Consider the following 15,666-nt stretch of genomic DNA (forward strand, 5'->3'; position numbering starts at 1 on the left):
AGACCTGTGGCCGATAAAGCGAGCGGCGGGGCATGAGGGAACTTGCGGGCATTGGGGCCCTGTTGGCAGGACTTTGGCTGGCAGCGGCGGAGGCCGGCTTCCGCACCCCGGAATCGCTGGTCCGCAACGTCTATGCCCATTACGGAGAAGGCGCGCCGGAGCTGTCAAAAGGCCTGCCGCGCGATGCCGTGACCGCCCGCCAGTTCTTCGATCCGCCCCTGCGCAAGGCCTGGAGCACGCCGAGAGTCGAGCCCTATGATTTCCTGGTGCAGAGCCCGAGCTGGAAGCTCGGCCCGGTCGCGATCGCGGTCGTTCGCCGGCAATACGACAAGACCTACGTTGCGGCGAATTTCGACAATCACGGCCGCCGCGTGGCGCTGAACTTCGTCCTGGTCAACGGCCCCGAGGGCTGGCTGATCACCGACGTCGAGAGCCCGCACGACAGCTTGCGGATGTTTCTGGAGCAGTTCCGGAATTGAGGGAGGTATGTGGGGAAGCCAGTCGCCAGACATTCCGCTGTCGTCCTGGCGAAAGCCAGGACCCATACCGCGTGATCTACCTAGAGGACGAAGTCGAAGTACCAAACGACGAGTCTTCGTCACACTCCTCCCTGTGGTAATGGGTCCTGGCTTTCGCCAGGACGACTTTGGGGAAACATCTTGGCCCAAAGCTCAGCGCCCTACTCCTCCGGCGCGTTCTCGATCGGGTCGAACCGGCTTGCATCGAGCCCGAGCAGATTCCACGACTGCTGCATGTGCGGCGGCAGTGGCGCGGTAGCGTCGATCACGCCACCGCGCGGATGCGGAATGACGATGCGGCGCGCGAGCAGGTGCAGACGGTTTTGCAGGCCGCCCGGCAGCTGCCAGTTCTCGATGTTGAAATATTTGGGATCGCCGACGATGGGATGGCCGATATGTTCCATGTGGGCGCGCAGCTGGTGGGTGCGTCCCGTCACCGGCTTCAGCGACACCCATGTCAGCTTGTTGCCGGCGGTCTCGACCACCGCGTAATAGGTCACCGCATGGCTGGCGCCCTCGTCGCCATGCTGGGCGATGCGCATGATGGTGTCGTCCTCGCTCTCCTCCTTCGCCAGGAAGGTGGAGATGCGCCCCTGCTTCGGTTTCGGCAGGCCCGGCACCAGCGCCCAATAGACCTTGCGCGCAGATCTCGAACGAAATGCGCCGGTCAGATGCGAGGCGGCAAAGCGCGTCTTCGCGATCAGGAGACAGCCCGAGGTCTCTCGATCGATGCGGTGCACGAGGCGCGGCTTCTGCCCCTTGGAATCGCGCATCACCTCCAGCATCTGGTCGATGTGCCGCGTCATGCCCGAGCCGCCCTGCACCGCAAGGCCGGCCGGCTTGTTCAGGACGAGGACGTCGTCGTCCTCCCAGATCGTCATCTCCTTCAGCGCCTTGAGCGTCTTCTGCGCAGCCTCCGAAAGCTCGCCGACCGCCTTCGGCGCGTCGAGCTTCAGCGGCGGAATGCGGACGCTCTGGCCCTCCTCCAGGCGGTCCTTGCTGTCGACGCGCTTGCCGTCGACGCGCAGCTCGCCTTTGCGGACGACGCGCTGGATGTGGGAGAACGACAGGCCGGGAAAGCGCGCCTCGAGGAAGCGGTCGACGCGCATGTTGTTCTCGTCGGCCGAGACGATGACGGTCTGCACCTTGGTCGGCAGCAGCGCCTCGACCGGCTTCTCCAGCGAAGGCCTTTCCTGGGCGGCTTTGGGCGGCCGCCGCTCGGCACGCTCTCCGGCAAAGCGCGGCGGCTTACCGCCGGGCTTGCCGCCCGGACGCGGTCCGGCCTTCTTCGCGCTGCGCGCCTTCAACGGGCGTGCGTCATCGCGCTCGTCACGCGAACGGGGCTTGGGATTCATTCTCTTGATGCGGCGGCTCATGAATGCCTGCGTACCCTAAAAGCGGCCTTCCGTCACGGTGAAATGGCCACCTCTAGCGCGAGCCGCCCCGCTCCTTGCGCAGCTTGGCCCAATAATCCAGCCGCTTCCTGATCTCGCGCTCGAAGCCGCGCTCGGGCGGGTCGTAGAAGGTCTGGCGGCCCAGGGCTTCCGGGAAATAGTCCTGGCCGGAGAAGGCGTCGGGGGCGTCGTGGTCGTATTCGTAAGCCGCGCCGTAGCCTTCCGACTTCATCAGCTTGGTCGGCGAGTTCAGGATGTGTTTTGGCGGCAGCAGCGAGCCGGCCTGCTTTGCGACCTGCATCGCGGTGCCGAAGGCGGTGTAGACCGCATTCGATTTCGGCGCGGTGGCGAGATAGACCACGGCTTGGGCGATTGCGAGCTCGCCCTCGGGATGGCCGAGGAAGTCGAACGCGTCCTTGGCCGCATTGGCGATGACGAGCGCCTGCGGATCGGCAAGACCGATGTCCTCGACCGCCATGCGCACGACGCGGCGGGCCAGGAACAGCGGGTCCTCGCCGGCATCCAGCATGCGCGCGAGATAGTACAGCGCCGCATCGGGATCGGAGCCGCGTACCGATTTATGCAGCGCCGAGATCAGGTTGTAGTGGCCGTCGGCCGACTTGTCGTAGATCGGCGCGCGGCGCTGCAGGATATCCTGCAACTGCGCGGCGTTGAAAATCTCGTCTGCTCGCGCCGAACGCCAGACCTCTTCGGCGAGCGTCAGCGACGCGCGGCCGTCACCATCGGCCATGCGCACCAGCACCGCGCGCGCTTCAGCGTCCAGCGGCAGCTTCCTGCCCTCGACCTCCTCGGCATGCGCGAACAGCTTCTCGATCGCGGCGGCATCGAGCGAGCGAAACACCAGCACGCGCGCGCGGGAGAGCAACGCCGCGTTGAGCTCGAAGGACGGGTTCTCGGTGGTGGCGCCGACCATCACCACCGTGCCGTCTTCCATCACGGGCAGAAACGAATCCTGCTGGGCGCGGTTGAAGCGATGCACCTCGTCGACGAACAGCAGCGTGCCCTTGCCCATCTCGCGGCGGGCGCGCGCGGCATCGAACGCCTTCTTGAGGTCGGCGACGCCGGAGAACACGGCCGAGATCTGCTCGAAATGCAGATCGGTGGCGTCCGCCAGCAGCCGCGCCACCGTGGTCTTGCCGGTGCCGGGCGGGCCCCAGAACACCAGCGATCCCAGCGTGCGCGTCTCCAGCATGCGCGTCAGTGCACCGTCGGGGCCGAGGATGTGATCCTGGCCGACGACCTCCGACAACGCGCGCGGGCGCAGCCGGTCCGGCAGCGGATGCGGAGCCTCGTGATCGAGGCCCGCCGCGGCGAAGAGCGTTGGCGTCTCCTGTGGTCGCTTCGAACTCATCCGCCCAGCGTAACGTTGATCTGCTGACCGCCGCGCACCACGGTGATGCGCCAGATCCGCGGGCGCTCGCCTGCAGCCTTTTCGAGATCGCCGGTCTTGCTGATCTTCTGATTGTTGACGGCGAGGATGATGTCACCCTTCTGGAAGCCCACGCTCGCCGCCGCGCTGTCGCCGCCGAGATCGGTGATCACGACGCCTTCGGTGTCGGCATCGAGATGCAGCTCGTCGGCAACCGCCGGCGTAATGCTCGAGACCTTCGCACCCTGGAACGGCGAGCGCGCGGTGACGACGAGCTCGTTGCGGCCGGTATCGGGTGCGGTCTCCAGCGCCACGGTCAGCTTGACCGGCTTGCCGCCGCGCTGCACGTCGATCTGCGCCGTGCCGCCGAGCGGACGCGTGGCGAAGCGATAATCAAAGGCGTTGGGATCATCCACGGCCTGGCCGTCGATCCCGGTGATGAGATCGGAAGACTTCAGGCCGGCCTTGGCCGCGGGGCCGTTCGACACCACGCTCGCGACCAGGGCGCCGGTCGGCGAGCGCAGGCCGAGGCTCTCGGCGATCTCGGGCGTCACCGCCTGCAATCTCGCACCGAGCCAGGGACGCTTCACCGCCTTGCCGCCGCTCTTGGCGGAGGCGACGACGACGCGCACCATGTTGGCGGGAATCGCAAAGCCGATGCCCTGCGAGCCGCCCGAGCGCGAATAGATCGCGGTGTTGATGCCGGCAAGCTTGCCGCTCATGTCGACCAGCGCGCCGCCGGAATTGCCGGGATTGATCGCCGCATCGGTCTGGATGAAGAACTGGTAGTCGGTGATGCCGACCTGCGTGCGCGCCAGCGCCGAGATGATGCCGTGCGTCACGGTCTGGCCGACGCCGAAGGGATTGCCGATCGCAAGCACGATGTCGCCGACCAGCAGTTCATCGGAATTGGTGAAGTCCAGCGTCGGAAACTTCTCTTTGGTGTCCTTCAGGCGGAGCACGGCGAGGTCAGTGCGCGGATCCTTGAGCAGGATCTCGGCCTCGAATTCGCGCTTGTCCGACAGCGACACCTTGACCTGGTCCGCGCCCTCGATGACGTGGACATTGGTGACGACGAGGCCGGAGGCATCGACGATCACGCCGGAGCCGAGCGAGCGCTGCATCTGTTCGGGCTGCTGGCCCGGCACGCCGAAGAAGCGGCGGAAGATCGGATCGTCGAGCAGCGGATTGCGGTTCTGCACCACCTTGGCGGCATAGACGTTGACGACCGCCGGCTGCACTCGCTGCACGATCGGCGCATAGGACAGCCGCAGTTCGGCCGGCGACGACGGGACCCGACGGTCCTGCGCAGCAGTCGGATTGAGGTGGGCCGAAAAGGCTATGCACAATGCCGCGACGGCGGCAGTCCAGGTCGATCGAAACATTCCTACCTCTTGGAAAAGACGACGGAATATAGGCGCGTTCGCCCCCCAATAGAAGGGCGCCAGGCGGCAATATTGGCCCCTTCCCCCGGTGTGTCCGGAATGCAAGCGGACCGTGCGAATCGGCAAATTGCCCGGGCGGTGGATTGGCATGATGCGCGTCATCCAGCATGCTGCCGATGGCGGATTCGGTTGCGGCGAATTTGCATCAGTGGGAACCGCGCAACCGGGCGCAGCGTCGCGGGGCAGTCATCGATCACACCTAGGCTCTCCGTTCGCGACTTGAGGAAGTGACTTGGGGAAGTTCGTCAAACGATGGAGGCGTAACGTGAGCAGGACAAGAATTGCAGCCACGGCGATTGGTCTCGCCGGCGCACTGGCGGCCTCGCAGGCCCAGGCCCAATCAGCAAGCAGCAGTGAGCAGGAAATTGCGCTCCTGAAGCAGCAGTTGAAGTTGCTGGAGCAGAAGCTCGACAAGCTCCAGAGTCAGACCGCCGCGAACACGGCGGCCACGGCGAAGGCCAAGGCCGAAGCAAAGGCCGAGGCCAAAGCTGAAGCGCGATCGGAGGCGAAGGCCGTGGTCGCCAATGCAAACGCCGCGTATCCGGTCAAGGGCGCGGCGCCGGTATCCGGCGTCGTCGTGACGATGCCGAACAACCGACCGACCATCTGCACCGCCGACGGGGCGAACTGTGTGGCCATCACCAGCCGCCTCCACTGGGATGTCGGCGGCTATGACTATCGTCCCAACACGGCAGGCACCGTGCCGCAGAAGCTCGACAGCGGCGAGAACGTCCGCCGCGCGCGCATCGGCGTCACCGGCAAATTCTTCAACGACTGGAACTTTGCATTGATCTACGATTTCGGCGGCTCGTCCGACGGATTTGGCGGCGCGGCGCCGGGATCGCTCCCGGGCGGCGGCTTATCCGGCGTGGAGAACGCTTATCTGAGCTACACGGGATTGAAGCCGTTCGGCGGCAAGATGGCCATCGAAGGCGGCATCATGGACCTCCCCTACACGCTCGATGAGGCCACAAGCTCCAACGACATCTTGTTCATGGAGCGCGCCTCGGCAGGCGTCGTCGCCACCAGCATCGCCGCAGGCGACTTTCGCTCGGCCATCGGCACGCGCTGGTACAATGACGTGTTCTGGGCTGGCGCCTATGTAACCGGTCCCGCCACGGGTGCGATCCATTCCGCCTCGAGCGCTACGCCGAACGGCACCACCGAACAGTATGGCGCGGTCGCCCGTGTCGCCGGCCAGGTCGTTAGCGGCAAGGACTACTCGGTCCATCTCGGCGGCAATGCCGAGTGGCTGATCCAACCGACGCGTAACCTGGTGACGGGCGCGCAGACGGTGACGCTGAATGATCGTCCGGAACTGCGCATCGATCCGACGGCACTGGCGACGACCGGCGCGATCGCCAATGCCTCCGGCGCGCAGGTCTATAGCGTCGAAGCGGCCGCCACCTACGGACCGCTGATCCTGCAGGGCGAGTATTTCTGGTTCAACATCGATCGCAGCGCCAATACCGGCCTGCCGCCGCTGGGTGCGCCGAGCCTCAAATTCCAGGGCGGCTATGCGCAGGCCGGCTACGTGCTGACGGGCGAGAGCCGCAGCTACAATGCGGCGAATGCAGCCTATAGCGGCGTCAAGCCGGCGCACCCGTTCTCGCTCGAAGGCGGCGGCTGGGGCGCGTGGGAGATCGCGGGGCGCTTTTCGACCCTCGATCTCAACGATCAGCTTGGGAGCGCCACAGGCATCGCCGGCGGCCGGCAGACCGTCTACACGCTCGCTCTGAACTGGTACGTCAACGGCAATGTCCGCTTCATGCTCGACTACCTGCATGGCACGGTATCAAGGCAGGCCTCGCCGGTCTCGACCGCCGATGTCGGCTCGAAGTTCGACGCCATCGCGATGCGCACGCAGTTCGCATTCTGAGCTCGTCGTCCCGGGGCGCGCGACAGCGCGAACCCGGGACCCATAACCACAGGGAGTAGTTTGGCGAAGGCTCGGAGTTGTCAGCTCGCGCCACAATCTGCTTCTGTGGTTATGGGTCCCCGCCCCCCGTGCGCAATTGCGCACTTGGCGGGGACGACACCGAGAGTACGGTGCTAGCGTCCTTCCGCTCACTACGCCGCGCGCTTCTTCTTCACGACCACGGGCGGCGGCGCGCAGGACAGCCGCTGCTGATGGCTCTCGCCCCAGGCTTTCAGGATGTCGATCACCGGCTTGAGGCTCTCACCTAACTCGGAGAGGCAATACTCCACCCGCGGCGGCACTTCCGCATAGACCTTGCGGATGACGAGCTTGTCCTCCTCCAGCGCGCGCAGCTGTTTCGTGAGCATGCGCTGGGTGATGCCGGGCATCCGGCGGCGCAATTCGCCGAAGCGCTGGGTTCCGCTCTGCAGGTGATAGAGGATCACGCCCTTCCACTTGCCGTCGATCAGATCCAGCGTCGCCTCGACCGAGCAGCCGGGACGACGGGCGAAATTGCGTCGTTTCATGCGCGTTTTCCCAATAGTATCCAAACAGGGACTATATCCCCGAATTTACAGTACTTGCCAAACCGGAGCCAGCGGGACAGTTAGCAGGCCAGGCGCACGTGACAAGCCATCGCGCCATCTGATGGAGACACGCCATGAAGGCCGTCGGCTACAAGAAGTCGCTTCCGATCGAGGATCAGGACGCGCTGTTCGATTTCGAGACCGCAAAACCCGAGCCGAAGGGGCGCGACATCCGCGTCGCCGTGAAGGCGATCTCGGCCAATCCGGTCGATTACAAGGTGCGCAAGCGCGCCGCCCCGCCCGAGGGCGAGACCAAGATTCTCGGCTATGACGCCGCCGGTATCGTCGACGCGGTCGGGCCCGACGTCACGCTGTTCAAGCCGGGCGACGAGGTGTTCTACGCCGGCTCGATCCTGCGCCAGGGCACCAACGCCGAATTCCATCTGGTCGACGAGCGCATCGTCGGCAACAAGCCGAAGTCGCTCTCGTTCGCGCAGGCAGCCGCCCTTCCCCTCACCTCCATCACCGCGTGGGAATTGCTTTTCGATCGTCTCGGTGCGGTACCCGGCAAGAGCGTCGATCCGCGCACGCTGCTGATCACGGGCGGTGCCGGCGGCGTCGGCTCGATCCTGATCCAGCTCGCTCGCCGCCTCACCGGGCTCACGGTGCTCGCAACCGCGACGCGGCCGGAATCGCAGAAATGGTGCCTCGATCTCGGCGCGCATGCCGTGATCGACCACGGCAAGCCGATGAAGGAGCAGATCGAGAAGTTGAAGCTGCCGCCGGTCGCGCTGGTGGCGAGCCTTACCTTCACCGACCAGCACTACAAGGCGATCGCGGAGTTCATGGCGCCGCAGGGCAGGTTCGGCCTGATCGACGATCCCCCGGAGTTCACCATGAGCACGTTCAAGGGCAAGGCGATCTCGGTGCACTGGGAATCGATGTTCACGCGCTCCTCGTTCCAGACCGCCGACATGATCGCGCAGCATCACCTGCTCAACGATGTCGCCGACCTCATCGACAAGGGCGTGCTCCGCACCACGCTCGACCAGACCTTTGGCACGATCAGCGCTGCCAACCTCAAGCGTGCGCATGCGCTGCTCGAGAGCGGCAAGTCGCGGGGGAAGATCGTGCTGGAGGGGTGGTAGCGAAGACCTCGTAGGGTGGGCAAAGGCGCGCTTGCGCCGTGCCCACCATCTCCTCGACACTCACAATCAAGGTGGTGGGCACGCTTGCGCTTTGCCCACCCTACGATTTCGGCGCTCTAGGCCGGCAGCACGCCCTCGACAAATATCAATCGCCGCTCCAGCGCAGCGGCGCGGATCTTCAATGCCTCGGCGTATTCCGGCGAGGCGTACCATTCCTTCAGCCGCACCATCGACGGGAATTCGACGACGACGATGGCCTTCGGCGGGAGGTTGCCTTCCGCCAGTTCGGCCTTGCCGCCACGGACGAGATAGCGCCCGCCAAACTCCGCGATCGTCTTCGCGGCGAGCGTGCGATAGGCTTCAAATCCCTCGAGATCGCGCATCTCGACTTCTGAAATCACATAAGCGGTCATAGGCGGCTCTTACGCGATCGTGTTGACGATGCCGCCTTCCGCGCGCAGCGCTGCGCCGTTGGTCGCGGACGCCTCCTTCGAGGCGACGTAAACAACCATGTTCGCGATCTCGTCGACACTCGCAAAACGCTGGATCAGCGAGCTCGGGCGATGCTGCTTGACGAAATTGGCCGCGGCCTCGTCCACCGATTGGCCGTTCTGCCTGGCGAGATCCTTCACGAAGGTCTCGACGCCCTCCGACATGGTCGGGCCCGGCAGCACGGAATTGACGGTGACGCCGGTGCCGCGGGTGAGTTGCGCAAGGCCGCGCGCGACCGACAGCTGGGCCGTCTTGCTCATACCGTAATGGATCATCTCGACGGGAATGTTGAGGCCGGACTCGGAAGAGATAAAGACGATGCGGCCCCAGTTGCGCTTGAGCATGCCCTCCATGTAGGCCCGCGACAGCCGCACGCCGCTCATCACGTTGACCTCGAAGAAGCGGCTCCAGTCCTCGTCGGGGATGTCGAAAAAGTCCTTCGGCTCGAAGATGCCGGCGTTGTTGATGAGGATATCGACCTCAGGCAGAGCTGCCACGAGCGCCTTGCAGCCGGCAGCGGTGGAGACATCGGCGGCGATGCCGCGGACCTTCGCACCCGTCCCTTCCAGCTTGCGCACGGCGGCATCGACCTTGTCCTGGCCGCGCCCGTTGATCACGACGCTCGCGCCCGAGGCAGCAAGGCCCTTGGCGATGGCATGGCCGATGCCGGCAGTCGAGCCGGTCACCAGGGCGGTCTTTCCGGAAAGGTCGATGTTCATGTACTATCTCCATCAGGTCGATGGTGGGGATATCGGACGCCGCGGATCGGGCCGCAATCGGCGCTCACCAATCAGTGAGACGCCCGGCACCCTTCCTGCAACCCCGCGGACAGCGTGCACCGCCACTGGAACGATTGTTGCTTGTCTATCCGGGATTCTCTTGCTCACGTAAAAACGGAAGAACGACGCGATGAAAAGAACGGCTTTAACGGTTGTGCTCGGGGTGCTCGGCTTAATTGCTGGCAATGCGCCCGCGCCGGCTCAGGCGGTCTATCCGGAAAGTCGCTGCAATTGATCGTCCCCTTCCCGCCCGGCGGCGCCTCCGACGTGGTTGCGCGCATCATCGGCGGCGAATTGGAGACGCGGCTCGGCAAGCCCGTGATCATCATGAACCGTCCCGGCGGCGGCACCACGATCGCGGCCAAGGAAGTCGCGCGCTCGGCGCCTGACGGATACACCCTGTTCTTCAGCTCGAACTCGAGCTTCACGCTGCCGGCGGCCGTGAAGGAAAGCGTGCCTTACGACGCGGCCAAGGATTTCGAGCCGCTCGGCCAGGTCGGCAAGATCACGCTGGCGCTGGTCACCTACAAGGACAACCCGGTCAAGGACGTGGCTGCGCTGGTCACTGAGGCGAAGGCCAATCCCGACAAGCTGTCGCTGGCATCGTTCGGCGTCGCGACCGTCTCGCATTTTGCCGGCGAGCTGTTCAAATCGGCCGCCGGGATCAAGATGGTTCACCTGCCCTACAAGGGCAGCGCGCCGGCGATGAACGACCTCATCGGAAAGCACATCCAGTATCACGTCGACACCGTGATCGCCGTGAAGCCGCAGATCGAGGCCGGCGCCGTCCGCGTGCTTGCGGTGTTTTCGGCCAAGCGCACGCCGTTCCTGCCCGACGTGCCGACGCTCGCCGAGCTCGGCTACGGCAACATCGACTTCGCGTCATGGGGCGCCGTGGTCACTCCCAAGGGCTTGCCGCCGGCCGTTCACGACAAGCTGTCGGCGACCCTGGAGGAGACGATCAAGAATCCCTCAGTGGCCGAGCGCTTCGCCAAGGTCGGCTTCGAGCCCGGCTTCGCGCGTTACAGCGACTGGGCGGGAGCGATCGGCAAGGAGACCGCTGAAATGAAGGACATCGCCCAAAAGGCGGGGATCAAGGAGGAATAGCCTCGCGGATCCGCACAACTCCAGGAACAAAAAACGGCGCCCGAGGGCGCCGTTTTCAATCCATATCCGCTGAAACGGCTTACGCCGCCTCGGCTTCCTTCTCCTGCACCGGGCCGGAGTCCTGGCCCTTGGCATCGACGTCACGATCGACGAACTCGATCACGGCCATCGCGGCGTTGTCGCCGTAGCGGAAGCCGGCCTTGATAATGCGGGTGTAGCCGCCCTGGCGGTCCTTGTAGCGGGTCGCCAGCACGTCGAAGAGCTTCTTGACCTGATCCTTGTCGCGCATTTCGGAGATCGCCTGGCGGCGCATGGCCAGCCCGCCCTTCTTGCCGAGGGTGACGAGCTTCTCGACGATCGGACGGAGCTCCTTGGCCTTCGGCAGCGTGGTGACGATCTGCTCGTGCTTGATCAGCGCGGCCGCCATGTTGGCGAACATCGCCTTGCGGTGCTCGGCCGTGCGGTTGAGCTTCCGATGAACCTTGCCGTGACGCATGTGTGTAGTCCTTACGTTAAAACTGCCGCGACGGTTCGTCGGACATGTTGCTCAGGTGGGCTGCCTGCGTTCGCCCCTGGTGTCATTCCGGACGGCGCGAAGCGGCGATCCGGAATCTCGAGGTTCCGGGTTCGGCTCTGCGAGCCGCCCCGGAACGACGAAATGCTTAGTAATGATCCTCGAAGCGCTTGGCGAGCTCGTCGATGTTCTCCGGCGGCCAGCCCGGCACTTCCATGCCGAGGTGCAGACCCATCTGGGCCAGCACTTCCTTGATCTCGTTCAGCGACTTGCGGCCGAAATTCGGAGTGCGGAGCATTTCGGCTTCCGACTTCTGCACGAGGTCGCCGATGTAGACGATGTTGTCGTTCTTCAAGCAATTGGCTGAACGCACCGACAGCTCGAGCTCGTCCACCTTCTTGAGGAAGGCCGGGTTGAAGGCGAGGTCCGGGATGATCTCCTGGGCGACTTCCTTGCGCGGCTCTTCGAAGTTGACGAACACGTTGAGCTGGTCCTGCAGGATGCGGGCGGCATAGGCCACCGAGTCATCCGGCGAGATCGCGCCGTTGGTCTCGATCGTCATGGTCAGCTTGTCGTAGTCGAGGATCTGGCCCTCGCGGGTGTTCTCGACCTTGTAGGAGACCTTGCGGACCGGCGAGTACAGGCTGTCGACCGGGATCAGGCCGATCGGCGCGTCCTCGGGACGGTTGCGCTCGGCGGGGACGTAGCCCTTGCCGGTTGCGACCGTGAACTCCATGCGGATCTCGGCGCCCTCGTCGAGGGTGCAGATCTGGAGGTCCGGGTTGAGCACCACGACGTCACCCACCGTCTGGATGTCGCCGGCGGTGACGACGCCCGGGCCCTGCTTCTTCACGACCATGCGCTTGGGGCCTTCGCCCTGCATCTTGATCGAGATGTCCTTGATGTTCAGCACGATGTCGGTGACGTCCTCACGGACGCCAGCGATCGAGGAGAACTCGTGCAGCACGCCGTCGATGTGCACCGACTGCACCGCCGCGCCCTGGAGCGAGGAGAGCAGGATGCGGCGTAGCGCGTTGCCGAGGGTCTGGCCGAAGCCGCGCTCGAGCGGCTCGGCGACGATGGTCGCGAAACGCGAGGGGTCACTGCCGGGCGTGACCTGGAGCTTGTTCGGCCGAATCAGTTCTTGCCAATTTTTCTGGATCGTCACTGTTTCACCCATACAGGCCAGTCGAACTGCCGTTGCAGACACTGGCGTTGGAGAAAGGCCGCAGGTTGCACCCGCGGCTTCTTAGAAAAGTCATTGCGGGCGCCGATGCGCCCGCAACTTGGTATCAAACACGCCGACGCTTGCGGGGACGGCAACCGTTGTGCGGGATCGTGGTCACGTCGCGGATCGAGGTGACGGTGAAGCCCGCGGCCTGGAGCGCGCGGAGCGCCGACTCGCGGCCCGAACCGGGACCGGCGACTTCGACTTCCAGCGTGCGCATGCCATGTTCCTGCGCCTTCTTCGACACGTCCTCGGCGGCAACCTGCGCGGCATAGGGGGTCGACTTGCGCGAGCCCTTGAAGCCCATCGTGCCGGCGGAAGACCAGGCAATCGTGTTGCCCTGCGCGTCGGTGATGGTGATGGTCGTGTTGTTGAACGACGAGTTCACGTGCGCAACGCCGGAGGCGATGTTCTTGCGCTCACGACGGCGAACGCGGGTGGCTTCCTTGCCCATTGAGTCCCTTTCCTGAAGATCTCAAACGCCGCCGTAATGCCAGCGGCTACACCTGTGGAACGAAAAGCGCGTGGCGAACGGGTATCCCCTTTCGCCACACGCCGCGATGGAATGCGAAAACTTACTTCTTCTTGCCGGCGATGGCCTTGGCCGGACCCTTGCGCGTACGCGCATTGGTGTGGGTACGCTGACCGCGCACCGGCAGACCGCGACGATGACGCAGGCCGCGATAGCAGCCGAGGTCCATCAGACGCTTGATGTTGATACCGACCTCACGACGCAGGTCGCCCTCGACGAGATAGTCGCGGTCGATCACTTCGCGGATCTGGAGCACTTCGGCGTCGCTGAGCTGATTGACGCGACGATCCTCGGGGATCTTCACCTTCTCGATGATGTCACCGGCGATCTTCGGGCCGATGCCATGGATGTACTGGAGCGCGATCAGCACGCGCTTGTTGGTGGGAATGTTCACGCCGGCAATACGGGCCACGGCCTTCTCTCCTGTTGCCGATCCCTCGTCAGGAATCGGGCTTAAGTGCTTGCTTTCTCGGGCAGGTGTTCACAAACGCGAACACGACGCCCACCCCCGGTCTTCCTGGGGCCCGGCATCGTCTGAAACTATCCGACTTGGATGCGGGGCTTATTAGGGGATTCCAGGGGCTTTCGTCAACCGCTGCTAGCGCTTGGCTCGCTTTTTCGTGACCTTTTTTGGTCCCTTCTTCGAACCTTTTTTGACGGTCTTCTTGACCGTTTTCTTGGCTGTTTTCTTCGCAGCCTTCTTAGTCCCCTTCACGGCCTTCTTGGCCGCCTTTTTGGCAGTTTTGGCCGGTTTAGCGGCCTTTTTGGCTGCTTTCGCCGGCTTTTTGGCCGCTTTCTTGCCCGCCTTGGCCTTCTTGGCCGGCGCCGCCTTGGCCGCGCTGCGGGCGTGGGTCTTGGGTTCCACCGCCCCGAGCGCCAGGAGCTGGCGGTGGATGGCGCGGGTAACCTCGTCGATGGCCATCATGCCGTCGATGGTGGAGAGCTTGCGCCGCTCGGAATAGTAGTGAATCAGCGGTTCGGTCTGGCTGCGGTAGCTGGCCAGGCGCTTGGTCAGGACCTCCGGAGTGTCGTCCACCCGGACCTCCTCCCCGCGCTCCCGCATCTGGGCGACGCGGGTCTCGACGCGGCTCAGAAGCGCACTCTCGTTGACGCGGAGCTCGATCACGGCGTCGAGCTTGAGATGCTTGTGCCTCAGCAGCTCATCCAGCGCCTCGGCCTGCGGCACGGTGCGCGGGAAGCCGTCGAGGATGAAACCGTTCTTGGCGTCGGGCTGGTCGATCCGGTCGGAGATGATTCCGACCACGATGTCGTCGGGCACGAGGCCGCCGCCGGCCATGATTTCCTTGGCCTTCAGCCCAACCGGCGTTCCCGCCGCAACGGCTGCGCGCAGCATCTCGCCGGTCGAGAGCTGGACGATGCCATAGCGCTGCACCAAGAGCTGCGCCTGGGTCCCCTTGCCCGACCCCGGCGGTCCCAGAAGTATAATTCTCATCGGCGTACGCCCCCCGGATTGGTGAGCGATACGTCGCGCACCTGTGTTTTGATATCAAGAACAGTGCAAACCACAACCAGCGCCGCACCGCCATTGACGACCATACTATAAGGCAGCCCGATCCCGTAAAGCTCGAACACTTCCGGAATCAACTGCAACACCGTCAGGTAGACGGCTCCGACGACCGTCGTCAATGACACGACGCGATCGAGATAGTCGGCGGTCGCCTCGCCTGGCGCGACGCCGGGAATCACGCCGTCATGCGCGGCCAGGGATTTGGCCGTGTGCTCGGGATCGATGACATAGGCCGTGTAGATGAAGGCGAGCACGAACACGGCGATGGACACGAGGATGAGGTGTGCCGGCTGCCCGAGCTGAAGATGCCGGTAGGCCGCAGCGACCAGAGGGTGATCGCCGCCCAGGATGAAGCCTGCAAAAGCGAGCGGCAGAAAGAATATCCACGGCGCCACCGTGACCGGAATCAGGAACCCGGCGCTGTTGAGCTTGATCGGCAGCACCGCATCGCGCACCGGCAGTTGCCGCGCGCCGACGTTGAGCGCGCCAAATTGAACCAGCACATTTCGCCGCGCGCCTTCGACGAGCACCATCACGGCGACGGTCACAACCCAGAACACGGCATGGCCGAGCACGAGATTGCTCGAGATCGCCCCGCTCCGCACAAGCCCCATGATGCCAGCAACGTCTCGCGGAAGGGAGACAAGCATGCCGACACTCAGGATCAGCGCCAGACCGTTGCCGATGCCGTAGCGAGAGATCTGTTCGCTCAACCACACCAGCACGAAAACCCCGCCGACCATCGTGGCAGTGGCCGTCAACACGAACCAACCGTCGGGGTTCCTGACGAAGCCCGGGATGGTCGTCAGCGCAGAGGCGATGCCATAAGCCTGAAAGGCAGCAAGAATCAGGGTAAGTCCGAGTGTGGCTCGCGCGATCCTGCGTCGGCCGCGCTCACCCGACCGTTCGAGCGAGTTCAGGCGGCGCCACACCACGGACAACAGCCGGATGAGGATCGCTGCAGTCAGATAGGGAATCGGACCAAGGGCGAAGATCGAGAGGCGAGCGATAAGGTCGGGCGCCGGCGGAAAGCTCGACGTGGTCACTCCCGCAACCGGGATCTGCGTGCCGAGCCTGAAAAGGAGCAGCGCGCCAATCGTGAAAGCGATCCGGCGCGCGAGCTCCCTGCTCATCTAGAGCGACGCC

16 protein-coding genes are annotated in these 15,666 nt (G+C 64.5%); 4 read left to right on the forward strand and 12 right to left on the reverse strand.

What is annotated here, in order from left to right; genetic code table 11:
* Positions 1-32 precede the first annotated feature (32 nt).
* A complete protein-coding gene (locus tag ACVJ19_RS34145) occupies positions 33-479 on the forward strand; it encodes a hypothetical protein (protein WP_453953472.1) in 447 nt (148 codons plus the stop codon).
* A gap of 200 nt (positions 480-679) precedes the next feature.
* Here ACVJ19_RS34145 and ACVJ19_RS34150 read toward each other — a convergent pair whose 3' ends face one another.
* From ACVJ19_RS34150 to ACVJ19_RS34160, 3 genes are read right to left on the reverse strand one after another with little or no spacing between them, the layout of a single operon-like run.
* The gene (locus tag ACVJ19_RS34150) at positions 680-1,894 is read right to left on the reverse strand and encodes an RluA family pseudouridine synthase (protein WP_453953473.1); all 1,215 of its coding nucleotides are present in this window, start codon (positions 1,892-1,894) and stop codon (positions 680-682) included.
* 52 nt (positions 1,895-1,946) lie between these two features.
* A complete protein-coding gene (locus ACVJ19_RS34155; RefSeq protein WP_453953474.1) occupies positions 1,947-3,284 on the reverse strand; it encodes a replication-associated recombination protein A in 1,338 nt (445 codons plus the stop codon).
* Entirely contained in the window at positions 3,281-4,687 is a 1,407-nt protein-coding gene (locus ACVJ19_RS34160; protein WP_453953475.1) for a DegQ family serine endoprotease, read from the reverse strand. The genes ACVJ19_RS34155 and ACVJ19_RS34160 overlap by 4 nt, the downstream gene beginning before the upstream one ends.
* Before the next feature lie 325 nt (positions 4,688-5,012).
* Here ACVJ19_RS34160 and ACVJ19_RS34165 point away from each other — a divergent pair, with 325 nt between their 5' ends.
* Complete coding sequence (locus ACVJ19_RS34165; protein ID WP_453953476.1) at positions 5,013-6,626, forward strand: OprO/OprP family phosphate-selective porin; 1,614 nt, start codon at positions 5,013-5,015, stop codon at positions 6,624-6,626.
* 191 nt (positions 6,627-6,817) lie between these two features.
* On the opposite strand, the gene ACVJ19_RS34170 is transcribed toward ACVJ19_RS34165, so the two are convergent.
* Positions 6,818-7,192, reverse strand: a complete 375-nt coding sequence (locus ACVJ19_RS34170) for a winged helix-turn-helix transcriptional regulator (RefSeq protein ID WP_211410565.1) — start codon at positions 7,190-7,192, stop codon at positions 6,818-6,820.
* Between the two features lie 134 nt (positions 7,193-7,326).
* On the opposite strand from ACVJ19_RS34170, the gene ACVJ19_RS34175 reads away from it, so the two are divergent.
* Positions 7,327-8,340, forward strand: a complete 1,014-nt coding sequence (locus ACVJ19_RS34175) for a zinc-binding alcohol dehydrogenase family protein (protein WP_453953477.1) — start codon at positions 7,327-7,329, stop codon at positions 8,338-8,340.
* Between the two features lie 116 nt (positions 8,341-8,456).
* Here ACVJ19_RS34175 and ACVJ19_RS34180 read toward each other — a convergent pair whose 3' ends face one another.
* A complete protein-coding gene (locus ACVJ19_RS34180; protein ID WP_453953478.1) occupies positions 8,457-8,753 on the reverse strand; it encodes a DUF1330 domain-containing protein in 297 nt (98 codons plus the stop codon).
* 9 nt (positions 8,754-8,762) lie between these two features.
* A complete protein-coding gene (locus ACVJ19_RS34185; RefSeq protein WP_453953479.1) occupies positions 8,763-9,551 on the reverse strand; it encodes an SDR family NAD(P)-dependent oxidoreductase in 789 nt (262 codons plus the stop codon).
* Between the two features lie 291 nt (positions 9,552-9,842).
* Here ACVJ19_RS34185 and ACVJ19_RS34190 point away from each other — a divergent pair, with 291 nt between their 5' ends.
* On the forward strand, positions 9,843-10,718 hold the full coding sequence (locus ACVJ19_RS34190) for a Bug family tripartite tricarboxylate transporter substrate binding protein (protein WP_453953480.1): 876 nt from the start codon (positions 9,843-9,845) through the stop codon (positions 10,716-10,718).
* Positions 10,719-10,797: 79 nt separating this feature from the next.
* On the opposite strand, the gene rplQ is transcribed toward ACVJ19_RS34190, so the two are convergent.
* The 6 genes from rplQ to ACVJ19_RS34220 form a co-directional block, all read right to left on the reverse strand.
* Positions 10,798-11,214 carry a 50S ribosomal protein L17 gene (gene rplQ, locus ACVJ19_RS34195; RefSeq protein WP_018647260.1) on the reverse strand — a complete coding sequence of 139 codons (417 nt, stop codon included), beginning with the start codon at positions 11,212-11,214 and terminating at the stop codon, positions 10,798-10,800.
* Between the two features lie 166 nt (positions 11,215-11,380).
* Positions 11,381-12,412 carry a DNA-directed RNA polymerase subunit alpha gene (locus tag ACVJ19_RS34200; RefSeq protein ID WP_453953481.1) on the reverse strand — a complete coding sequence of 344 codons (1,032 nt, stop codon included), beginning with the start codon at positions 12,410-12,412 and terminating at the stop codon, positions 11,381-11,383.
* Between the two features lie 112 nt (positions 12,413-12,524).
* On the reverse strand, positions 12,525-12,914 hold the full coding sequence (gene rpsK, locus ACVJ19_RS34205; RefSeq protein ID WP_007603045.1) for a 30S ribosomal protein S11: 390 nt from the start codon (positions 12,912-12,914) through the stop codon (positions 12,525-12,527).
* Positions 12,915-13,035: 121 nt separating this feature from the next.
* Positions 13,036-13,404 carry a 30S ribosomal protein S13 gene (gene rpsM / locus ACVJ19_RS34210; protein WP_018647258.1) on the reverse strand — a complete coding sequence of 123 codons (369 nt, stop codon included), beginning with the start codon at positions 13,402-13,404 and terminating at the stop codon, positions 13,036-13,038.
* A 186-nt stretch (positions 13,405-13,590) separates the two neighbouring features.
* Positions 13,591-14,445 (reverse strand): adenylate kinase, encoded by an 855-nt coding sequence (locus ACVJ19_RS34215; protein WP_453953482.1) that lies wholly within the window; start codon positions 14,443-14,445, stop codon positions 13,591-13,593.
* Positions 14,442-15,653, reverse strand: a complete 1,212-nt coding sequence (locus ACVJ19_RS34220; protein ID WP_453953483.1) for a preprotein translocase subunit SecY — start codon at positions 15,651-15,653, stop codon at positions 14,442-14,444. The genes ACVJ19_RS34215 and ACVJ19_RS34220 overlap by 4 nt, the downstream gene beginning before the upstream one ends.
* Between the last annotated feature and the right edge of the window lie 13 nt (positions 15,654-15,666).

The organism is Bradyrhizobium sp. USDA 376 (assembly GCF_054063675.1).

What these genes read in the sequence shown, in the direction of transcription:
- ACVJ19_RS34145 (WP_453953472.1), top strand. Translation starts at nt 33, where the DNA reads ATGAGGGAACTTGCGGGCATTGGGGCCCTGTTGGCAGGACTTTGGCTG.
- ACVJ19_RS34150 (WP_453953473.1), bottom strand. Translation starts at nt 1,894, where the DNA reads ATGAGCCGCCGCATCAAGAGAATGAATCCCAAGCCCCGTTCGCGTGAC.
- ACVJ19_RS34155 (WP_453953474.1), bottom strand. Translation starts at nt 3,284, where the DNA reads ATGAGTTCGAAGCGACCACAGGAGACGCCAACGCTCTTCGCCGCGGCG.
- ACVJ19_RS34160 (WP_453953475.1), bottom strand. Translation starts at nt 4,687, where the DNA reads ATGTTTCGATCGACCTGGACTGCCGCCGTCGCGGCATTGTGCATAGCC.
- ACVJ19_RS34170 (WP_211410565.1), bottom strand. Translation starts at nt 7,192, where the DNA reads ATGAAACGACGCAATTTCGCCCGTCGTCCCGGCTGCTCGGTCGAGGCG.
- ACVJ19_RS34175 (WP_453953477.1), top strand. Translation starts at nt 7,327, where the DNA reads ATGAAGGCCGTCGGCTACAAGAAGTCGCTTCCGATCGAGGATCAGGAC.
- ACVJ19_RS34180 (WP_453953478.1), bottom strand. Translation starts at nt 8,753, where the DNA reads ATGACCGCTTATGTGATTTCAGAAGTCGAGATGCGCGATCTCGAGGGA.
- ACVJ19_RS34185 (WP_453953479.1), bottom strand. Translation starts at nt 9,551, where the DNA reads ATGAACATCGACCTTTCCGGAAAGACCGCCCTGGTGACCGGCTCGACT.
- rplQ (WP_018647260.1), bottom strand. Translation starts at nt 11,214, where the DNA reads ATGCGTCACGGCAAGGTTCATCGGAAGCTCAACCGCACGGCCGAGCAC.
- ACVJ19_RS34200 (WP_453953481.1), bottom strand. Translation starts at nt 12,412, where the DNA reads ATGGGTGAAACAGTGACGATCCAGAAAAATTGGCAAGAACTGATTCGG.
- rpsK (WP_007603045.1), bottom strand. Translation starts at nt 12,914, where the DNA reads ATGGGCAAGGAAGCCACCCGCGTTCGCCGTCGTGAGCGCAAGAACATC.
- ACVJ19_RS34215 (WP_453953482.1), bottom strand. Translation starts at nt 14,445, where the DNA reads ATGAGAATTATACTTCTGGGACCGCCGGGGTCGGGCAAGGGGACCCAG.
- ACVJ19_RS34220 (WP_453953483.1), bottom strand. Translation starts at nt 15,653, where the DNA reads ATGAGCAGGGAGCTCGCGCGCCGGATCGCTTTCACGATTGGCGCGCTG.